14 protein-coding genes are annotated in these 18,876 nt (G+C 61.5%); 8 read left to right on the forward strand and 6 right to left on the reverse strand.

Translation table 11 applies throughout. The features are described from left to right. Positions 1-258 precede the first annotated feature (258 nt). Positions 259-3,315 (forward strand): P-loop NTPase, encoded by a 3,057-nt coding sequence (locus tag V7116_RS20390; RefSeq protein ID WP_324393817.1) that lies wholly within the window; start codon positions 259-261, stop codon positions 3,313-3,315. 19 nt (positions 3,316-3,334) lie between these two features. Here the strand turns inward: V7116_RS20390 and V7116_RS20395 are convergent, their stop codons facing one another. Beyond that, entirely contained in the window at positions 3,335-4,564 is a 1,230-nt protein-coding gene (locus V7116_RS20395) for an FxLYD domain-containing protein (protein ID WP_324393818.1), read from the reverse strand. A 288-nt stretch (positions 4,565-4,852) separates the two neighbouring features. On the opposite strand from V7116_RS20395, the gene V7116_RS20400 reads away from it, so the two are divergent. The 4 genes from V7116_RS20400 to V7116_RS20415 all read left to right on the forward strand — a co-directional run bounded on the left by V7116_RS20400 (position 4,853) and on the right by V7116_RS20415 (position 9,822). After that, positions 4,853-5,212 carry a hypothetical protein gene (locus V7116_RS20400; protein ID WP_324393819.1) on the forward strand — a complete coding sequence of 120 codons (360 nt, stop codon included), beginning with the start codon at positions 4,853-4,855 and terminating at the stop codon, positions 5,210-5,212. 215 nt (positions 5,213-5,427) lie between these two features. Beyond that, positions 5,428-6,516 carry a class I SAM-dependent methyltransferase gene (locus V7116_RS20405; RefSeq protein ID WP_324393820.1) on the forward strand — a complete coding sequence of 363 codons (1,089 nt, stop codon included), beginning with the start codon at positions 5,428-5,430 and terminating at the stop codon, positions 6,514-6,516. Positions 6,517-6,992: 476 nt separating this feature from the next. Next, positions 6,993-8,402, forward strand: a complete 1,410-nt coding sequence (gene lpdA, locus V7116_RS20410; RefSeq protein ID WP_324393821.1) for a dihydrolipoyl dehydrogenase — start codon at positions 6,993-6,995, stop codon at positions 8,400-8,402. Between the two features lie 397 nt (positions 8,403-8,799). Continuing rightward, on the forward strand, positions 8,800-9,822 hold the full coding sequence (locus V7116_RS20415; protein WP_324393822.1) for a VOC family protein: 1,023 nt from the start codon (positions 8,800-8,802) through the stop codon (positions 9,820-9,822). Between the two features lie 63 nt (positions 9,823-9,885). Here V7116_RS20415 and V7116_RS20420 read toward each other — a convergent pair whose 3' ends face one another. Then, positions 9,886-10,521 (reverse strand): class I SAM-dependent methyltransferase, encoded by a 636-nt coding sequence (locus tag V7116_RS20420; RefSeq protein ID WP_324393823.1) that lies wholly within the window; start codon positions 10,519-10,521, stop codon positions 9,886-9,888. Between the two features lie 131 nt (positions 10,522-10,652). Next, positions 10,653-12,368 carry a serine/threonine-protein kinase gene (locus tag V7116_RS20425; RefSeq protein ID WP_324393824.1) on the reverse strand — a complete coding sequence of 572 codons (1,716 nt, stop codon included), beginning with the start codon at positions 12,366-12,368 and terminating at the stop codon, positions 10,653-10,655. A gap of 293 nt (positions 12,369-12,661) precedes the next feature. Here V7116_RS20425 and V7116_RS20430 point away from each other — a divergent pair, with 293 nt between their 5' ends. Next, positions 12,662-13,807 carry an ABC transporter permease gene (locus V7116_RS20430; protein ID WP_324393825.1) on the forward strand — a complete coding sequence of 382 codons (1,146 nt, stop codon included), beginning with the start codon at positions 12,662-12,664 and terminating at the stop codon, positions 13,805-13,807. A 313-nt stretch (positions 13,808-14,120) separates the two neighbouring features. Here the strand turns inward: V7116_RS20430 and V7116_RS20435 are convergent, their stop codons facing one another. The 3 genes from V7116_RS20435 to V7116_RS20445 form a co-directional block, all read right to left on the reverse strand. Beyond that, on the reverse strand, positions 14,121-16,025 hold the full coding sequence (locus V7116_RS20435; protein WP_324393826.1) for a hypothetical protein: 1,905 nt from the start codon (positions 16,023-16,025) through the stop codon (positions 14,121-14,123). 192 nt (positions 16,026-16,217) lie between these two features. After that, positions 16,218-16,628, reverse strand: coding sequence for an FHA domain-containing protein (locus tag V7116_RS20440; RefSeq protein WP_324393827.1), 411 nt, complete (start codon positions 16,626-16,628; stop codon positions 16,218-16,220). A 184-nt stretch (positions 16,629-16,812) separates the two neighbouring features. Continuing rightward, the gene (locus V7116_RS20445) at positions 16,813-17,643 is read right to left on the reverse strand and encodes a histidinol-phosphatase HisJ family protein (RefSeq protein ID WP_324393828.1); all 831 of its coding nucleotides are present in this window, start codon (positions 17,641-17,643) and stop codon (positions 16,813-16,815) included. A gap of 235 nt (positions 17,644-17,878) precedes the next feature. Here V7116_RS20445 and msrB point away from each other — a divergent pair, with 235 nt between their 5' ends. Further along, on the forward strand, positions 17,879-18,295 hold the full coding sequence (gene msrB / locus V7116_RS20450; protein WP_324393829.1) for a peptide-methionine (R)-S-oxide reductase MsrB: 417 nt from the start codon (positions 17,879-17,881) through the stop codon (positions 18,293-18,295). A 146-nt stretch (positions 18,296-18,441) separates the two neighbouring features. Then, positions 18,442-18,876, forward strand: a 435-nt coding sequence (locus V7116_RS20455) for a 2'-5' RNA ligase family protein (RefSeq protein WP_324393830.1), incomplete at its 3' end; no start/stop codon positions are given.

Here is an 18,876-nt window from a genome sequence, read left to right on the forward strand (position 1 = left end):
TACGGGCCGGGGCCCGGTCCCTGGGCGCGGGCGGGCACGAGGGGCAGCGCGGCGAGCGCGGCGACGAGGATCAGGGCGAGAGCGCGTGCGATGCGTGGCATGGATGGACCTCCCGATTGTGTGTGCGGTTGGGGAGATCGTAAGGGAAAGGGGAGGGAGTGGGTAGCGAAGTAGTGATATTCTTACTTAAGCTGCACTGGGTTTGAAAATGTGTATAATACATACTGTTGCTTCTTCAAACTTAAGTGGGAGGAGAAAATGGATTTACCTCTCGGCCTGCGACACGCCCTCGAAACGGATCAATGCGTACTTTTTATCGGTGCGGGAATAGGCGCGCATTTGACGAATCCGCGAGGCGAAAGTGCCCCTGCGGGCCGGGGTTTATCGGAAGAACTTGCTGCACGCTTTGATATCGTTGGTGACGATGTCTCTGATCTCGCCAGAGTGTCCAAAATTGTCGAGCTGAGGAAGGGTCGTGTCGAACTTGAGAATTTTGTTCGCAAACGCCTATCTAACCTTGAGCCGGATGCTGAACTTCGGTGGCTTTTCTCATTACGATGGAGAGCCATCTTTACGACAAATTACGATTACGCCATTCAGCGCGCTTATGACCTACTTAGTGATCCTCGTCAAAAACCAATAACAATAACTTCAACTTCAGAAATAGTAGACTATGATTCAAGATTTGAAGTGCCAATCTACCATCTGCATGGCACACTTTTTGGACCTAGTGAACCTAATATTGTAATCACCGAAGATGATTACGCGCTTTTTCGTGAAAGACGACGAATGCTCTTTGAACTACTAAAAGAGAAATTTGCAACTTCAAGTATTCTTTATATTGGATACTCCAATCAGGATCCAAATTGGAAAATGATTTTAAATGAAATGATAGCTGAGTACGCGCCTACTACTTTCCCCCATTCTTATCGTGTTGCACCATATACAGATCCTTTAGAGCAAGAGATTTTGCAGGATAAAAACATAGAGACACTAAACGGAACTTACCGAGACTTCTACACAGCCGCACAAATTGCTCTCTCAAACGTCAACCTCGATGTTGATCGTCTTCAGCGTGAACGTGCACGAGTTCCACAAGATTTATTGGCTACATTTGAAACCAGTCCAGCAGCTGTATTACGTCTGTTGACATCATGGACATATGTAAATCAGGAAGCAGCATTTCATGCCCAACCAAACTTGAATAGTTTTCTTCAAGGAGATCGGCCCAACTGGGCACTAGTTGGTTCACGGCTAGTCTTTGAGAGAGATATTGAGGATGAACTTTACGAAAGTTTCCTTGATTATTTGACCGGAAACCAAAAGCGGCCCACAGCTACTATTGTTCTTTCTCCAGCTGGGTATGGCACAACCACACTTCTTATGACACTAGCTGCAAGGCTAGTGGAAGATCGAGTTGGCCCGGTCCTAATGTTACACTCTGGAAAATCAGTCCTTCCCGGCGATATAGAATTCGCCTGCACTGCTTTTTCGCGAACTCCGATATTTGTTGTTGATAATGCAGCGGATAACGCTGATGTTTTGAAAACGATCTTGCATCACTTAGCTGACGTTTCAAAACCAGCGCTGTTCATCTTTGGAGAACGACTTAATGAATGGCGCCAAAGCAGATCTAAACCGTCAGCCAGTGAGTTTGATCTCGAGCCTTTAAGTGATCCCGAAATTTCTAGACTCCTTGATTTCCTTGAGGAACATAATGCATTAGGTGTACTGGCGAATTTAAGCAGAGAAATGCAATTTAGCGTTGTAAAAAAAAGACATGAGCAACAGCTATTGGTTGCCATGCGTGAAGCAACATCCGGCAAGCACTTTGACGCTATTCTTGAGGGCGAATTTAGAGGCATCAACAGCCTACTATCTCGCCAACTTTACCTCATTGTATGTGGATTCTATCAAAGTGGTGCACATATCCGAACCAGCTTATTAGCGGATATGCTCGGCATTTCAGAAACAGAAATGTACGAAAAAACATCAAACTCCATCAGTGGAGTGGTCAGTTACGAAGTTCTAGATGAAGTTTCAGGAACTTATGTGGCACGAGCGCGACACAGAACAATTGCAGAGATAGTTTGGGCGCGCTGCGGAGAGCTTTCAGAACGTGAAAACATATTACACAAGGCACTCAACAGCTTAAATCTAAATTATGGCACAGATAAGGATGCATTTGATGACTTTGTCCGATCTGATGTTCTCATTGACGATATCCAGACACTAGATGGTAGGATAAGGTTCTTCGAGCAAGCCTGTCGCAAAGATCCAACGAGTCCTTATGTTCGTCAACATTACGCACGCATGTTTTTACGGGCGGAACAACCAGAGCTTGCTCTAGACCAGGTCAGGCGTGCACTTGATATCGATCCATCTGTACGTGTTTTATACCACTCTCAAGGCCATATATTATCCGCACTGGCGAGAACTACCGAGAGTATTGAACTTGCCAGACGGCACATGGTACATGCAGAGGGAAGCTTCCGAGAAGGGCTTCGCAGAAACGAAAGGGACGAATACTGTTATCAAGGGCTGGCAAATTTATACTTCGAATGGGCGAAACGGGCAGTGGATGAAGATGAAACGACCGAATATTTGGCTAAGTCAGAGGAAACTATCAGCGAAGGGTTGAGAAAGGTAAGAGATCGCGAGAGTTTATGGGTCTTATCCGCCCACATTCAGTCATGGCTTGGAGATGAACCGGGTCGTCTGCAGGCGCTCGAGAGAGCTGTAATGATGAGTCCTGGTAGTATTCTTGCGAGATACCTGCTGGGGCGCATATATCGCACTCAGGGGAACCTGAATGAAGCCCTCTCGATACTAGAACCGATCATTCGAAATCATTTTGACGAGTTTAGAGCATTTGTAGAGTACGCGATAGCTTTGGTTTACTCAGGGGAACCTTATGAGAAGGCAATTGCCATCCTTCAACAAAGCACTCATTACGGTCTGAGAGACCCCCGCTACATTGCTACTTTAGGTGGAATGTATTTTATGAATGAAGATTTTACCGAAGCTTCAAAAATCTTTGCTTTTTCGACGAAGAGAAACTTTCCTCAACGTGAACTTCACTCGGCACAGTTTTACCCCCCTGATCCAACTGACTTCCACAATCCATTGCGTTTCGAGGGTACTGTGGTTGCCGTAAAGGCAGGATACTGCTTTATTGAGCATTCATACTACCCTCAATTCTTGTGTCCAGCCTCCAAATATAATGGGACAATAATGAAAACGAAACTGAAAGTCTCATTTGATGTTGCATTTACGGCACGCGGTCCAATTGCAGAAAAACCTAGATCTATATAACACCTTCTAAACAGTACTTCTACTCCCCGCCGCCGACCTGCCCCACAACGCTGAGCGTGTAGTTGAGGGCGGGGCCGCCGAGTTCGTAGAACGTCACCTCGAAGCCGGTCGCTTCCTGCGGGACGAGTTCCTGATCGTTGACGAAGACCGTCTGCGCCGCGACGACGTGGCCCTGGTCGTCCCAGATGCCCACCACCACGCGCACCGCCGTCGCAAGGCTGGAGCCGGTGTTCGCCAGCTCGCCGCGGATCACGAGGTTGCCGCGGTCGTTGTAGATCGCCTCGTCGTTGGCGACGGTAAAATTGCCCGGCCCGTAAAAATCGGCCAGCGCGAATTCCGCCTCGCGCCCGGCGACGTTCAACTCGTAGCGCACCGCCGCCGGGGGCTTGCCGCCCTCGAAGCGCAGGTCGAACGGCGCGCCCTCGCCCGCCCCCAGCACATCCACCGAGAGGATATCGGACTGTTCGGCCAGCCGCCGCCCCTGCGCGTCGTAGAGCACCCCGCTCAGGCGCACGGCTTCGAGCGGCGTCGAGGTCGTGTTGATCGCTTCCCCGGTGATGTGGAACACGCCGCTGGGATCGGTCCAGGCGAGGTAGCCGTTGAAGCGGATCACACCGCTGTAGGAGGTCACGCCTGCGGCCTGCTGCACCGCGCCTACGGCCAGATCCGCCTGGGGATCGACGCGGAAGGTGTTGATCACGGCGGCGAGCGTGGTCAGCAGATCGTCGCTCGCGCCGGTGAGATCGACTTCCAGCGCGGAAAAGAACGATCCGTCGCCTTCGAGGTAAATGTTCATGGTGCGCGCGCCGAGCAGCGGATAGGTGCGCACGCCGGTAATGCGGCGCGATCCGTCGGGCATGTCCGCGCGCTCGATCTCGGTCCAGTCGTAGCGGGCGACGTCCTCGGGCGGCTGGTAGGCGCTGACGGCCTCCGCGAACGCTTCAGGCGTCATCGGCGCGCCGGTGTTGACCACGTAGACGCTCAGGCGCGTGACGGCCTGCGTGCCCTCCACCTCGGTGAACTGGACGCGCACGCCGTTTTCGTCGGGCAGCTCCCCGGCGATCCAGTTGGGGGGCATGCGCAGTGAAAAGACGCCGCTGGGGTCGCGGTAGGTGATGAATCCGGCATCCGGCGGGATCTGCGTGGCGACGCGAATCACCGGCTCCTGGGGATCGCCGCCCGTGCCGCATCCTGCCAGGGCGATCATACCCACCAGAAAAAGTGCGATCCATGTCCGTCCGCGCGCCATACCGTCCCTGCTCCGCTGCGTGATGTCGAGTCGCCGCCATTATAGCCCAAGTGTGCGGGCGGGAGAATTTACGACTTTGGGATACTTTATTAATCGAAATTTGATCGCGGCAACGCACACTGACCGTATGGGTTTGTGCCACATCACCAACCCGTTTTGGCACAGGTTGGTACACAAGTACGCTTTGACGCGATCGCGATCTTCTTTATCCTAAAGGCAAATTGTGATACAGTGAATTTCACAATAGTAAATTGTTTAGTTTAAGTCCATTGAAAAGGATGGGGTGGGATGTATACGAACAATGAGCTGATGTTCCCGCACTATGCAATCCCTCGCTTACGTGACGCGCGCGGGGGGGCGTGGGCGTCCGTGATCGACCGGCTTTCGACGCTGCCGGAAACCCATGAGGAAGTATTGGCGTTCATGCTGGTGATGATCCGACTCAACGGCTGCCTGCCGTGCGAAACGGACAGCTACCGGGCGATGCGCGGGTGCAGCATGTGCACGCTGCAAACGCTGCGGCGCTTCAAGGGCAGCGACGACGAGCTGCTGCAAATGTACCGGGACGCGCTGGCGGATATGCGGCGCTATCTGGCCCAGGCGGAGATGCCGCGCATCGTGCTGACGATGCTGCAAGAGGTCGCCTGACCTCGCTCTCAACGCACAGAATCGCGGGCGATGGCAGCCCGCGTTTTTGTTTTTAAAGGCAGCGGTCAGCCGTTAGCGATTAGCGGTTAGCAAGAGCAAAAACTAAAGAGCAAAAATCGAGCGGGGAGAAAGGGTACAAGGGGCGTAAAGGTGCAGAACAGGGCCTAAGTCGCTATACTGCGGCGCATTCGCTGCCTGATGCAAAAAGGAACTTCATGAAAGCACATCGCTCGTCCAACCCGTCTACGGGCCTGTTCTTCGACGCCGCGAGTATCGCGCCCGGTGAGCGCGTCCTGTTGCTGCACGCGGACGATCCCGCACTGGCACGCTGGGCGCTGGAGCACAGCGATCAGGTGATCGCGTTCCCGCCGAGCTACCGCGCGCAGGCGCAGTTGGAGACGATCGCGGGGCTGAAACTCGACGCAGGCGTGTATCCCGGCGCGGATCACGGTCCGGCGGACGTCGTGCTGCTGGCACTGCCGAAGGGCCGCGAGCATACACAGGCGTATTTGTGGACGGCGGCGGAAGCGCTGCGTCCCGGCGGGCGGCTGTACCTGGCGGGTCCGAACGCGGGCGGGGCGAAATCCGCGATCAAGGACGCGGCGGCGATCTTCGGGACCGCGCCCGTGCTGATGTACAAGAGCAGCCACCGGCTCGCACTCGCTTCACGCCCGGATACGATCCGTGTGCCGGACGAGTGGGCGAATGCCGCGCCGTGGGCCGAACAAACACGCACGATCCGGCGGCCCGAAGGCGAGTATACGGTGGTGACCATGCCGGGCGTGTTCAGCTGGGATCACCTGGACGCGGGCACGGCGCTGCTGCTGGATCACCTGTTCGACCGCATCGAGGTGAAGCCGGGCATGCGCGTGCTGGACATCGGGTGCGGGTACGGCATTCTGGGCATGGCGGCGGCGCGGGCGGGCGCACAGGCGGCCCTGATCGACGACGATCTGCTGGCGGTGCGGTGCGCGCGGGCAAGCATCGAGGCGAACGGGCTGGCGGATCGCTGCACGGTGTATGCGGGCGACATGACGAGCGCCGTACGCGGGCAAAAGTTCGACCTCGTGATCTCCAACCCGCCGTTCCACAAGGGCATCGAAACAACGACCGCCCCGGCGCAGCGACTGGTGCGCGCCGCGTTCGATGTGCTGCGCGCGGGCGGACGGCTGCGGCTGGTGGCGAACCGGTTCCTGGCGTATATGGACCCGCTGCGCGAGACGTTCGGGGATGCCGAGGTGATCGCGGAGACGGGACAGTTCATGGTGCTGGACGCCGTGCGCGGATCGGGGGGCAGAGACTAGAGTTATAAACTTATAGTCCTCTATCCGTGGTCCCCTCAACCACGCAAGCGGAGGGAAGAGGAATCATTCCGAGGGAAAACGGGCGGGTTTGATGCGGTTTAACTTTTGAATCCGGACAAAACCAGGGCGGGTTTGAAACCCGCCCCTACAAAACCCGCTTAGACGCTGCGCGTCTCCCCGCTCCAATCGGATTGGAGCAGGGCTGGGGGTGAGGTCGCGGTGATGACCGGATTAGTTCATTAAACCGCATGAAACCCGCCCCGAGAGATCTCGGAAGGTAATGAACGGGGAGGAACCGGTTTTCCCGGTCGAAAAGTACAGCACACGCGCCAGGGTGATCGGGAGCGCAACCGGCCCCACGGCGAGCCGGTGGACGAATACGTTAAATTTGTGAATAATCTTGGTAGAAATTCAGTCTTCACGCCTCTATCGCGCATCTAAAGTATGTGCACACGATCCACTGAAGGAGCGCCTATATGGCAAAAGAATACGATGTCGTGGTACTGGGAGCAGGCCCAGGCGGATATGTGGCTGCCATCCGGAGCGCCCAGCTTGGCCTGAAAACAGCCGTCGTCGAAAAAGAATGGTGGGGCGGCGTCTGCCTCAATGTCGGCTGCATCCCCTCCAAGGCACTGCTGCGCAACGCGGAACTGGCGCACATCATCCAGCACCGCATGCAGGAATTTGGCTTCACGGTCAACGGCGACATCGCGCTGGATTACAGCGTCGCGTTCGACCGCAGCCGTAAGGTGTCGGGCCGTCTCGTCAAGGGCGTGAAGGGCCTGATGAAGAAGAACAAGATCGACACCTACGAGGGCTGGGGCACGATCAAGGACAAGTCCACCGTTGAGGTGGCGCTGAACGACGGCAGCAGCGAAACGCTGAGCACCAAAAACCTGATCATCGCCACCGGCGCGACGACGGCCATGCTGCCCAACACGCAGAAATCCGAGAACGTGATCACGTACCTGGAAGCGATCCTGGCCGACAAGCTGCCCAAGAGCATCATCATCGCCGGGGCGGGCGCGATCGGGATCGAGCTGGGCTACGTGATGCGCAGCTACGGCGTGGAAGTAACCATCGTCGAGTTCCTGCCGCGCATCCTGCCGCTGGAAGACGCGGAAGTCACGGCGGAGCTTGAAAAGCAGTACAAGAAGCTCGGCTTCAAGATCATGACCAACACGCGCGTCGAGTCGATCGAGGACACGGGCAGCGGCGTGCGCGTCACGGTGCGCCAGGGCGACGGCGAGCCGCAGGTGCTCGAAGCGGAAAAGGCGCTGCAAGCGATCGGCTTCCGCCCACGCCTGGAGGGCTATGGCCTGGAAAACATCCAGGGTTTGGAGATCACCGAGCGTCCGAAGGCGATCCAGGTGGACGAGCGCATGGCAACTAACGTCGAGGGCGTGTGGGCCATCGGCGACGTGACCGGTAAGCTGATGCTGGCGCACGTCGGCAGCGCGCAGGGCATCATCGCCGCCGAAAACATCGCCGGGGTGGAAACCACCACGCTCGATTACCGCATGATGCCGCGCGCCGTGTACTGCCAGCCACAGGTCGCCAGCTTCGGCTATACCGAAGAGCAGGCGCGCGAGGCGGGTTTCGACGTGAACGTGGCGAAGTTCCCGTTCATGGCGAACGGCAAGGCGCTGGGCCTGGGTGAAGGCATCGGCTTCGTGAAGGTGATCAGCGACAAGCAGTACGGCGAGCTGCTGGGCGCGGCAATGATCGGCCCGGACGTGACCGAGCTGCTGCCGGAGCTGACGCTCGCGCAGAAGTGGGAGCTGACCGCCAACGAGATTGGACGCAACGTCCACGCGCACCCGACGCTGTCGGAAACGCTGATGGAAGTCGCGGACGGCCTCGAAGGGCACATGATCAACTTCTAGCGGCAGCCGTTAGCGAGCCAGGGGCGAAGGCAAAAGCGACCTCACCCCCGGCCCCTCTTCAATCAAGTTGGAGAGGAGAGCAAGACACAATCGAAGGCATGAGTTGTAGGGGCGTATCGCAATACGCCCCTTTGTTGTCTTCCGTTCGACACGGAACCAGAAAAAGCAAAGCCGGGCGACGCAAGCATCGCCCCTACGATGACCGGATACACGTGTCAAACCGCGTGAACTCGATCCTACGCTAGCGATGGGCGGCGGCGGAAAGACCGGGAGGGGGTACGGAAGGTCCCTACAGTCTGCGGGCATCTCCCGGTATAATCGGGGGCAAAGATTGAACGCTCCGCCTCAGGTCGCGTCTATGCCCAGGCACGACCCTGCACCAGGGAGATGCCGCACCATGTTAAAAATCGCCGTGTTCGGGTTTTTCCATCCCGACCAGACGCGTGTCAGCCCGTCCCGGACCCGCGAAATCGCCCTGACACCTGCCAGCACCGATGACTTCATGCGGGCCGTGGCCGCACTGGCCCCCAACGCGCCAACCGGATACGCCTCCGGCGCGCCGTGTTTCGTCAAGCTCAGCGACGTGATCGCGCAGCCCGTGTACGTGCAGTCGCTCAGCGACCGGATGGCCCCCGGCGCGGGCCTGCTGAACTGTGACGGTTATGTCGCCATCGTGGACGCCGTGAAGATTCTCGCGCCGCGCACCATCGAATCGGCGCTGCGGCGGCTGCACGAGCTGCATCCCCGCGCGCACGTGATCATCGCGGCGGGGAGGCAGAACGAGCCGGAAGCGCTGTCGTCGGAGGAAATCCGCGAAGTGCTGGGGCTGCACCACGACCTGCCCGTCTATCCCTACGTGCCCGGCGAGCCGAAAACCGCCCAACGCCTGATCCGGCGGCTGGCACGTTACATCAGCGATCCGGCACGCAAAGCGCCGCCCATCTTCGCCGGAAGCGAGCCGCCCGCCGAGCCGGAGCCGGTCGCGGAAGAACCGCTGCCCGCCGCGCCGACCGCGCCCGAACCCCACATTCAAGGGCTGGATCACGTGATGCTGGCGGTACGCGACACGGCGCGCGCGCTCGATTTTTATCGCGGGCTGCTGGGCTTCCGCGTGGTGAGCGACACGACGCTGGCGGACGGGACCGTGGTGAATTTCCTCGACCTGGGCCGCAACCTGCTGGGACTGTGCCAGCAGCCGGATTCGCCGGAAGGCCGCATCCCCACGCCGCCCGCCGGAACCGGGCAGATCGTGCTGCGCGTGGTGGGGCTGGACGATATTGCGGACCAGTTGATGTGCGCCGACGCGCCGTGCCTGCTGGAACCGACCGAGATGAGCGGGCGGCGCATGGCCTATTTCAGCGATCCGGACGGCAACGTGATCGGGCTGGTGGAAGGCGAAACGCGCGCCAAACGGCGGTAAGGGTCGAGGGTAAAAAACGGAGTGTGACTCACACAGCCGTCGATGCTTACGCGCACCGGCGGCTTATTTTATGGCGGTTCCGGCGATGTGCGGCCCCACGATCGGAATATCGAGCCGGAAATGATCGATATGCGCGACGCTGAAACCCGCGCGCTCGATTACGGCCCAGGTTTCCCGGTCGATGTGGCAGCCGTCGCTCGTGAGTTTCCAGAGCGGTCTCAAGAGGCGCTGGAAGCGGCGGAGTCCGGTGCCACGCGAGGCCGCGACGTGCTCGATGAACACGAAGCGCCCGCCCGGCTTGAGCACGCGCACGATCTCCCGAAGGCTCTGCTGCGGATCGGAGACTGAGCATAAGACCATCGTGCAGATCACGGCATCGACGCTGTTATCGGGCACATCAAGATGCTCCGCCTGCCCCTCGCGGAGCCGGACGGACAGGCCGAGGCGCTGCGCTTCGCGCTCGGCGTAGGGCAGCATGGCGGGATTGGGATCGATGCCCTGGTAGCGCACGTCGGGCGGGAGATAGGCCAGGTTCGATCCGGTGCCGGAGCCGATCTCAAGGACGTCGCCGTGGAGATCGCCCAGCAGCGCCCGTTTGCGCGCCGCGTAGTAGTGCGCGCGCGACGTGCTTTCCGACGCAATCGCGGAGGCAAAAAGGCGCTGGCTCCTGCTGGCGCGGTGCGGCGATCCGGTGCTCATGGTCGAAGCCTCATCTCGTACATGCAGCCGACTGGCGGTTGATCAAACGCAAAAGCAGGGCGGGTTAGAAACCCGCCCCTACAGGTCATGGGTATAAACACGTTAGCAGCAACGCAGTGGAGAGGCTGCGCCTACTGCGCGGTGATCGTCAGGCTGGCCGTGTCACCCCGGATGCCGTTGCTCCACGGCACGACCTCGACCGTGTGCCGCCCGGTACTGTCGGGCGTGTAGGTGAACGAGCCGGAATAGGTGCTCTGGTTGCTCACGTCCACCGAATCGAGCACGCGGTTGAAGCGGCGAAGCTCGACGCGCGTGATCGGGTTGCGCGAGTCCTGCACGGTGAACTGGATCGTCACGCTGTCGCCCAAAGCCACCGCCGGCGCGCTGGTCGGAGACTGGATCGACGCGGAGGGCCGGAATTCGGCGGTCGGCGTGATGGTCGGCTCCGGCGGGCTGGTCGGTCCTGCGCCACGATTGTCCCCGTCGCCGCCTGAGAGCAGGCTTACGACCAGCACCAGGATCACGATGCCAATGATGCCCACCACCGCGATCCCGCCCAGCAGCAGGCTGCGATTGATCGCGGGCTGCGGCTCCTCGTACGTGTCCGAGGGCGCGGGCGTATAGCCAGACGATCCGGGCTGGTGCAGGGGCGGCTGGTACGGCGGCGGTGGCGTATAGGCGGGCGCGGACTGGATCGTCGGCGCGCCGTCGGAAAACGATACCGGGCCGGTGGGCGGGATCGTCGGCTGGAGGTCGAACGCCTCGCCCGTGGTCGCGCCCGCCATCAATTCGTCTTCGATCTCGTCGTCCAGCATGCGCTCGTAGGTCTGCGTGCTGGCCGGGACCGCATCCGGCTCGACATCCGTGGGCGCCGTGCCTTCCGGCGCGGCCTCTCCTGGCCCCGTAGAGGTGGGGAGCGGGAGATCCGACTCGGCGAACGGTTCCGACGCGGCGGCAGCGGCCATATCGAGCGCGGCGCGGTGCGCCTCAAAATCGGTCTGTTCGGGCAAGCGCATGGGCGCATTCAGCGCGCCGTCGAGCGCCTCGGCAAAGGCCGACGCAGACGCGTACCGATCCTCGGGGTCTTTAGCGAGCGCCTTGCCAAGCACCGGCTCGATGCTCAGCGGCAGATCGGGCTGGATGGTGTGCGGCGCAGGCGGCTGCATGTCGAGGTGCTGGTACATCAGGCCGTGCGGCGTCTCGGCGGAAAACGGCGTCTGGCCGAGCAGCATCTGGTAGACGATCACGCCCAGCGAATAAACGTCGGTGCGCCCGTCCACGGGCTGCGCACGCCACTGCTCGGGGGCCATGTAGGTGGGCGTGCCCATCACCGCGCCGGGCGCGGTCAGGCCGGTGGTCGCCGTGCCCGCAACCATCTTGGCGATGCCGAAGTCGGTCAGGTAGGCGTTGCCCATGTCATCGAGCAGGATGTTGGTTGGCTTGAGATCGCGGTGCACGATGCCGCGACGGTGCGCGTAATCGAGCGCGGAGGCGATCTGCCGCGTCAGCTCGATCACACGTTCCGGCTTCAGCGGCCCACGGTCCAGTTCGTCGGCCAGATGGCCGCCGTCCATCAGCCGCATGACAAGGTAGGCCTTGTCTTCCTCGCGCCCGAAGTCGTACACGGGCAGGATGTGCGGGTGCTGTAGGCGCGCGATGATCTGCGCCTCGCGCTCGAAGCGCGTCATAAACTCGGGATCGCTGGCAAGGCCGGGCGCGATGATTTTGATCGCCACCTCACGGTGCATCGAGGGCTGGTAGGCGCGGTATACCGTCGCCATGCCGCCCTTGCCCATCACCTCAAGCAGCTCGTACTGTCCAACGTGCGTTCCAGAAAGATCGCTCATAGTGCCTCGTCCGCTTTCGTCGGTCTCCGCTCACTGTGCCGCGCCATTCTACGCCCCCCCCGTTTAGCATAGCCTCACGGCGCTGTTGCGGCAAATGGACCGCCACGCGATCACTTTGCACAGATATTACCAGTGATCACAGGGTTTCCGCACGTCGCCACGCGCCGCCCGCCGGGCCACCAGAATTTGTGAGCGCGCCCGGAGAGGATGATAATAGATGCCAATATCGCGTTTGGAGAGATCGGCAGCCGCCGATCTCTGTTCGTTTACTGAAAAGTCGAGGCTAGCACGGCATGGCTGTCGCAGAGGACGCCCGTCCAGTTTCACTGACCCCCGAGTCCCAACCCCGATCGAACCCCTGGATCGATGCGTGGCGGTTGTTCCGCCGAAACAGGGCCGCGATGGTTGCGCTCGCCATTCTGATTGTTATTATGTTCATCGCTCTCACCGCCAGTTTGTGGACCGAAGTGGGCCTGCTCGACGCCCGCACCGGAATCCGATCGCGCCACACGATCAACCCGAACGGGCTGGCCTCAGTGGACCCCTTCCCGGACCCCGGCCAGTGCGCGCGCGACAACCAGGCGCGCAACCCGTACTGGTGCTCCTGGCTCGACGCGGACTCGCTGGCGATCGTGAAAGATTCGTACTGCTCGACCCCTGATCCGACCGTGCAGCGGCAGTGGTGCTTCCTGCTGGGCGCGGATAACCAGGGGAAAGACTGGCTATCGCAGACAGTGTACGGCGCGCAGATCTCGCTGACGGTCGGCTTCGTCGGCGCGATCATGAGCCTGATCGTCGGGCTGATCTACGGCATCGTGTCCGGCTATTACGGCGGCAGCGTCGATAACCTCATGATGCGCTTCGTAGACTTTATGTACGGCTTCCCCGACCTCGTGATGATCATTCTGCTCCAGGTGTTCTTCACCGAGATCGCGCGGCAGTATCAAAACGAGGAAGGCAGCGGCTTTTTCTGGTCCCTGCTCCAGCTCAACAAAGACATGGGCGGCCTGCTGTTCCTGTTCATCGCGCTGGGCGCGCTGAGCTGGATCGGCACGGCGCGGCTGGCGCGCGGACAGGTGCTCTCGTACCGCGAAAAGGAATTCGTCGAAGCGGCGCGCGCGGTGGGCGCGAGCGACCGGCGCATCATCTTCGTGCACCTGCTGCCCAACGTCATCGGCCCGCTGATCGTGGCGGAAACGATGGCGATCCCCGGCTTCATCTTCACCGAGGCGTTCCTGAGCTTCATCGGGCTGGGCGTGCAGCCCGGCATCCCCAGTTGGGGCGCGATGATCAGCCGCGTGCGCGAGGAAGGCGGGTTCCGCTCGAACCGGCACATCCTGCTCGTGCCCAGCGCCGCCCTGGTGATCACAACGCTGGCATTCAACTTCCTGGGCGACGGCCTGCGCGACGCGCTCGATCCGCGCCTGCGTGGCACGTAGCTAAAAGCAGCGGTTAGCCGTTAGCGATTGGCAGTTAGCCAAGAGCAAGAGCAAAAACACCTCACCCCCGGCCCCTCTCCAATCGGATTGGAGAGGGGAGACAGGCTGTGTCCGGCGGGGTTTTAACGGGGCGGGTATGAAACCCGCCCTGTTTTTTAAATCCCCGACTGTGTCCTGCCGTATTCGGTACGGGTACCCGGCTTTTCTCTCAACGGGCGGGGCAAGCCCCGCCCCTACGACGTGCAGAACGCGCCTAGGATGAGGCGACGGTTCGTGCACTGCCCCTGGCAACACGTCCCAAACAGGCGTGGCGCTACTGCACGACCTCAAGCGTCAGGGTGTAATCGCCACGCCCGCCGAAGCGCGCCGCCTCGATGGTGTACGTCCCGGTAGACGGCAGCGCGAATTCCAGGCGCGCGTCGTGGGTGGACATGCCCTCGACCGCCATCGATCCCATATCGTCGTTGCTGGCGATGGTGCGACTGTTGACGTCCACGAGATTGATCAGCGGATCGAGTGCGCCCTGGCCGCTGGCGTCGATCATGGTGATGACGACTTTCTGGCCCGCCGTGCCCTCAAAGAGCCATTCCTGCACCGGCACATTGTTATCGAGCGAGCCGCGCACCGTCTGGCCGGGCGCGATCACGCCGCCCGTATCAGTGGATGCTGCGGAATCCGCCTGGACGTCGCTCGCGGCGATGTCCGATCCGGCGGGGGGCAGCGCGCCGTCACCCGCAAACGTGAACGCCTGCACCTGCGTGATGCCCGCGTCAGTGGTTTCGCTCCACAGCGGCATACCGTCCGGCGTGACGACCAGCCCGGCGGGGTGGAGATACTCGCCCGGCAGGAACGCCCCGCCGCGCGTCGTATCGTAGGGCACGCCAAACGCGTCCACGAGGCGGCCCGACATGGTCAATTCGAGGAAGCCCTGCCCGTCGAGGCCCGGCGCGGCCAGCGACAGCATAATGTCGTCGTTGGGCGCAATGGCAACGTCGGTGATGGTCTGCCCAGCCAGCACGCTGTCGGCCAGATCGCGGGCGAGGGCCTGCCCGTTGGTATCGAGCACGGTCAGGCTGCCCCCCGCCCCGACGAGATAGAGCGCGCCGGTATCGATGTTGTTGTCGATGCGGATGCCGCTCAAGGACGGATCGACCGTGTCCAGGTCCACGGAGACCAGCAGGTTGCCATAGAGATCGAACTTGTAGAGGCGGTTGCGCGCGCCGGAGGCGTGGCCTTCGGAAACGGTCCAGATATCGCCGCCCTTGGTCACGGCGATGGTGCGCGGCATGCCCGGCGCAAACTGCCCATCCGCGTCGCCGCGCACGCCCCACCCGCGCCCGTAATTGCCCGCGCGGTCCACGATCACGACGGCCTGCGTCGCGTCGACGGCAGCGTTCGCCAGATAGAGGCGCGTATCGGGGCCGATCGCCACGTCCGCGTAATCGGCGGAATCGATCCACGGCCCCATGAGGCTGATCTGAGCGCCGCTGGATATATCGAGCGTGATCACGCCCGCCGGACCCGCCGCCATGTACAGCGCGCCGTAAAGGTCGTAGGTGATGCCGCCCGCCCGCGCGTTGGGAATCGAAGCGGGATCGGGCTGGTACAGCCAGATCGCGCCGCCGTCATCGGTCATAATTTGATCCAGCGCGACCGAGGGCTGTTCCGGCGAGGCGAACTGCATCGACTGGAGCAGTGCGTCGAAGGTCGCGCTGGCGCCGCCGTCCCAGGCCGCCGAGGGCGCCAGCCCGCGAATCACGGCCACGCGCCCGCCCGCCACTTCGAGCAGCAACACGCGCGTCGTCAGGCCGTCGTTGGGCAGCGTGAACACGATCTGGTAGCCCGTTCCCCCGGCCACCTGGACCGGCTCCGGCGCGGGCGGGGTTTCGACGTGCGTCACGAGATTGTTCAGCAGATCGGGAAGCTGCGCCGCGTCGGACAGGCCCAGCTCGTTAAACGTGCCCACGACGACGCGCAGCGCCAGCCCGCCGGGCGCGCCGCCCGCCAGAATCGCGTCGAGGTCGGCGCGGGTGGCGGCGTACAATTCCCGGTCTTGCGTTTCGACTTCCCAGCCTGCGGGCAGATCAAAGGCGATGCCCAGCGCCGGATCTTCGTAGCGCGTACCGCTCTCCTGCGCGTGGGCGGCAGGCGGCAGCAGCGCACCTAAAACGGCCAGGGCGCACAGCAGCGACAACAAACGGTAACCCCGGTTGATCATGATCGACTCCTTACAACGCCAAACGGTCCCGGCGACGCGGGCTGCGATCATTTTACCGTGAGGTTGGGCGTCCGTCGTACAGGCGTGGGGCAGACGTGGAGCGAGCGCCGACCGGGCGCTCGCATCAGGCAGATTTAAGGCCCCCGTTCCCCTGGCCGGAGGCGGAACGGGAACAGGCAAAACCGGGTCGTTTCAGTCGGGATCGAAGTAGATCAACAGCTTCAGCCGCCCCAGCGCAATCTCGTCGCCATCGCGCACGCGCCACTCGACCGAGGTGGGCAGCGGCTCGCCGTTGAGCAGCGTGCCGTTGGTGCTGCGCAGATCGAGCAGGTAGATCGCGCGATCGTCGCGCAGCAGCCGGGCATGGTGGCGGGAAACGCCTTTTTCAACCGCGCCGTAGGGGGTCAGGTCGAGGGTGATGACGCCGTCTTCGCCGCCGCTCGTGCGGCCCAGAAGCACCTCGTGCTGGATCTGGATCGCAATCGGCACGTTCGTATCTTCGGGCTGAAGCAGGATCACGCCGCTGCTGCCCAGGCAGTCCGAGCACGGATCGGGGAACTCGCCGAGCGCGCGCGTGGTCAGCGGCACATCGGTCAGCGCCATGCCGCACACCTGGCAGAAAACTTCCCCTTCGCGGTTGGGATTACTGCAGTTCGGGCAACTGTGCATTAACAGCGCTCCTTCTTACCATCTCGTGCCGGGGCGCTGCCATGCGCAGCCCGCCCGCCGGTCACACTTGCCGGGCGATTGCGATGAGTCTTGAGTGGAAGTGGCCGATCACCCATCCTTACAGCGCGATCCACTGGGCGACCTGCCGCCGCTCGTAGGTGCACAGGCGCGTGAATCCGGCCTCGCGGGCGAGGTCCATCGCCGCCGCCAGCCCAAAGCCGACGTGCTCCGGGCGATGGCTGTCGCTGCCCAGCGTGAGCAGATCGCCGCCCATGTCGTGATACCACTTGAGCGCGGGCAGCGAGGGCTGAGTCTGGCCGACTTCGAGGCGCAGGCCGGACGTATTGATCTCGATGCCGATGCCGTTGTCGATGCACGCCTGCCACACGGGGCGCACGACGTCTTCCCAGTCGGCAATGTCGAAGCGGCCATAAACGCGGAAGCTGGTGCGCTTGATCACGTCCGCGTGCGAGAGCACGTCAAACCCGCCGTGACGCGCAAGCTGCGCCAACTCGGTGAAATAGGCCGAGGCCGTGTCTGCTGGCGTGTGGGCGCTGAAGTAGTCCGCGTCGAACACGCTGTTATCGCCAACCCAGTGCAGGCTGCCCAACACGTAGTCGTAGGGCCACGCGTCCACCACAGGCTGGATCGTATCCGCGTAGAGGTGATATTCGCCCACTTCCAGGCCCGCACGGATCGTCAGGCCCTGCGGGGCGAACTGCTGCCGGACTTCTTCCAACTCGGCGAAATAGGGGGCGGGATCGTAGCTTCCCGCGCAGATGTCTTCGGGCTTGGGATCAAAATGCTCGGTGAATGCGATCTCGTGGATGCCCTGCGCGAGCGCGGCCTGGGCCATGGTGGTCATCGAGTCGCGCGCGTCGCAGCTATGGTGCGTATGCATATGGTAGTCCATCGGGAAATGCCCGTTGGACAGGGTCTTATAATCCATCAGCGAACGATCCTTGGCGTGTTGTTTTACCGGAATCCCCACACCGGTTTATCCCGTAGCCGGGGCGTTTGGAGCGCACCCGAACCCCTTAATCATACTCAGGTGGGGCGAACACCACAATCACACTGTTCACAGCTTCTACGGAGGGCGCGCGCATGGGTTTCAGGCGGCGGGATGGGCTATATTCTATGTGATAAACATCGCAGTCACATGGCAATCACCGGAAGGAGACGAGATGGTAGACAAGATTCAGAAGTCAGAGGCCGAATGGCAGCGCGAGCTGTCGCCGGAGGAATACGCGGTGCTGCGGCAGGCCGCGACCGAACGCCCCTTCACAGGCGAATTCGTGCATAACCACGCGGACGGGGTGTATCGCTGCGGCGCGTGCGGGCAGGCCCTGTTTTCGTCGGACACCAAGTTCGAGTCCGGGTCGGGCTGGCCGAGCTTCTGGGACGTGGTCAACGAGGGCAGCGTGGAGCTGCGCGAGGATCGCAGCCACGGCATGCGCCGCACCGAAGTGGTATGCAGCCGCTGCGGATCGCACCTGGGCCACCTGTTCGACGACGGTCCGAGCGACACGACCGGGCTGCGCTACTGCATCAACTCGATCGCGCTGGACTTCGATCCGAAGGGCGGCGCGCAGGACGAATAGCGCGATGTAGAGACAGCAACCTCACCCCCTGCCCCCTCTCCAATCCATACATCGAATTGGAGAGGGGGAAAGCACGATCGTGTGCAAGGCGAAGTTCCAGGAACCGGGTGGAGAAAACCGCACCGCCACAAAAACGGGACGGAACAATGAGCGACAGCAACACCCCCCAGCACATCTACGACCACCTGTGGGCCAATGCGCGAGCAGCATTCGACGCGGGCGAGATCGTGCCCGATCCGTGGCTGGGGCGCGGCGACGATACGCGGCGCGGGCTGACGCTCATCGCCCGGCCCGACGCCCCCACGCGCGAGCGCATCGCGGCGTTCATCGAGGATCTGCAGGGCTGCGCGCCGGACCAGTATTTCTACCGGCCCGACCAGCTTCACATCACCGTGCTGGCGCTGGTCGCCGCGTCGGAGGCGTTCGATCTGGCGCGAGTCCCGGTCGCGCAGTACGAGACGGCGCTGGCGGACCTGTTCGCGGGCTGCGCGCCGTTCCGCGTGCGGATCGATCAGGTAGTGGCCGCGCCCGACGCGGTGATCGTGTGCGGAGACGCGGACGGCGGGGCGCTGAACGCCCTG

Origin of the sequence: Aggregatilinea sp. (genome assembly GCF_036822615.1) — a bacterium.
Classification (GTDB): Bacteria; Chloroflexota; Anaerolineae; order Aggregatilineales; family Aggregatilineaceae; genus Aggregatilinea.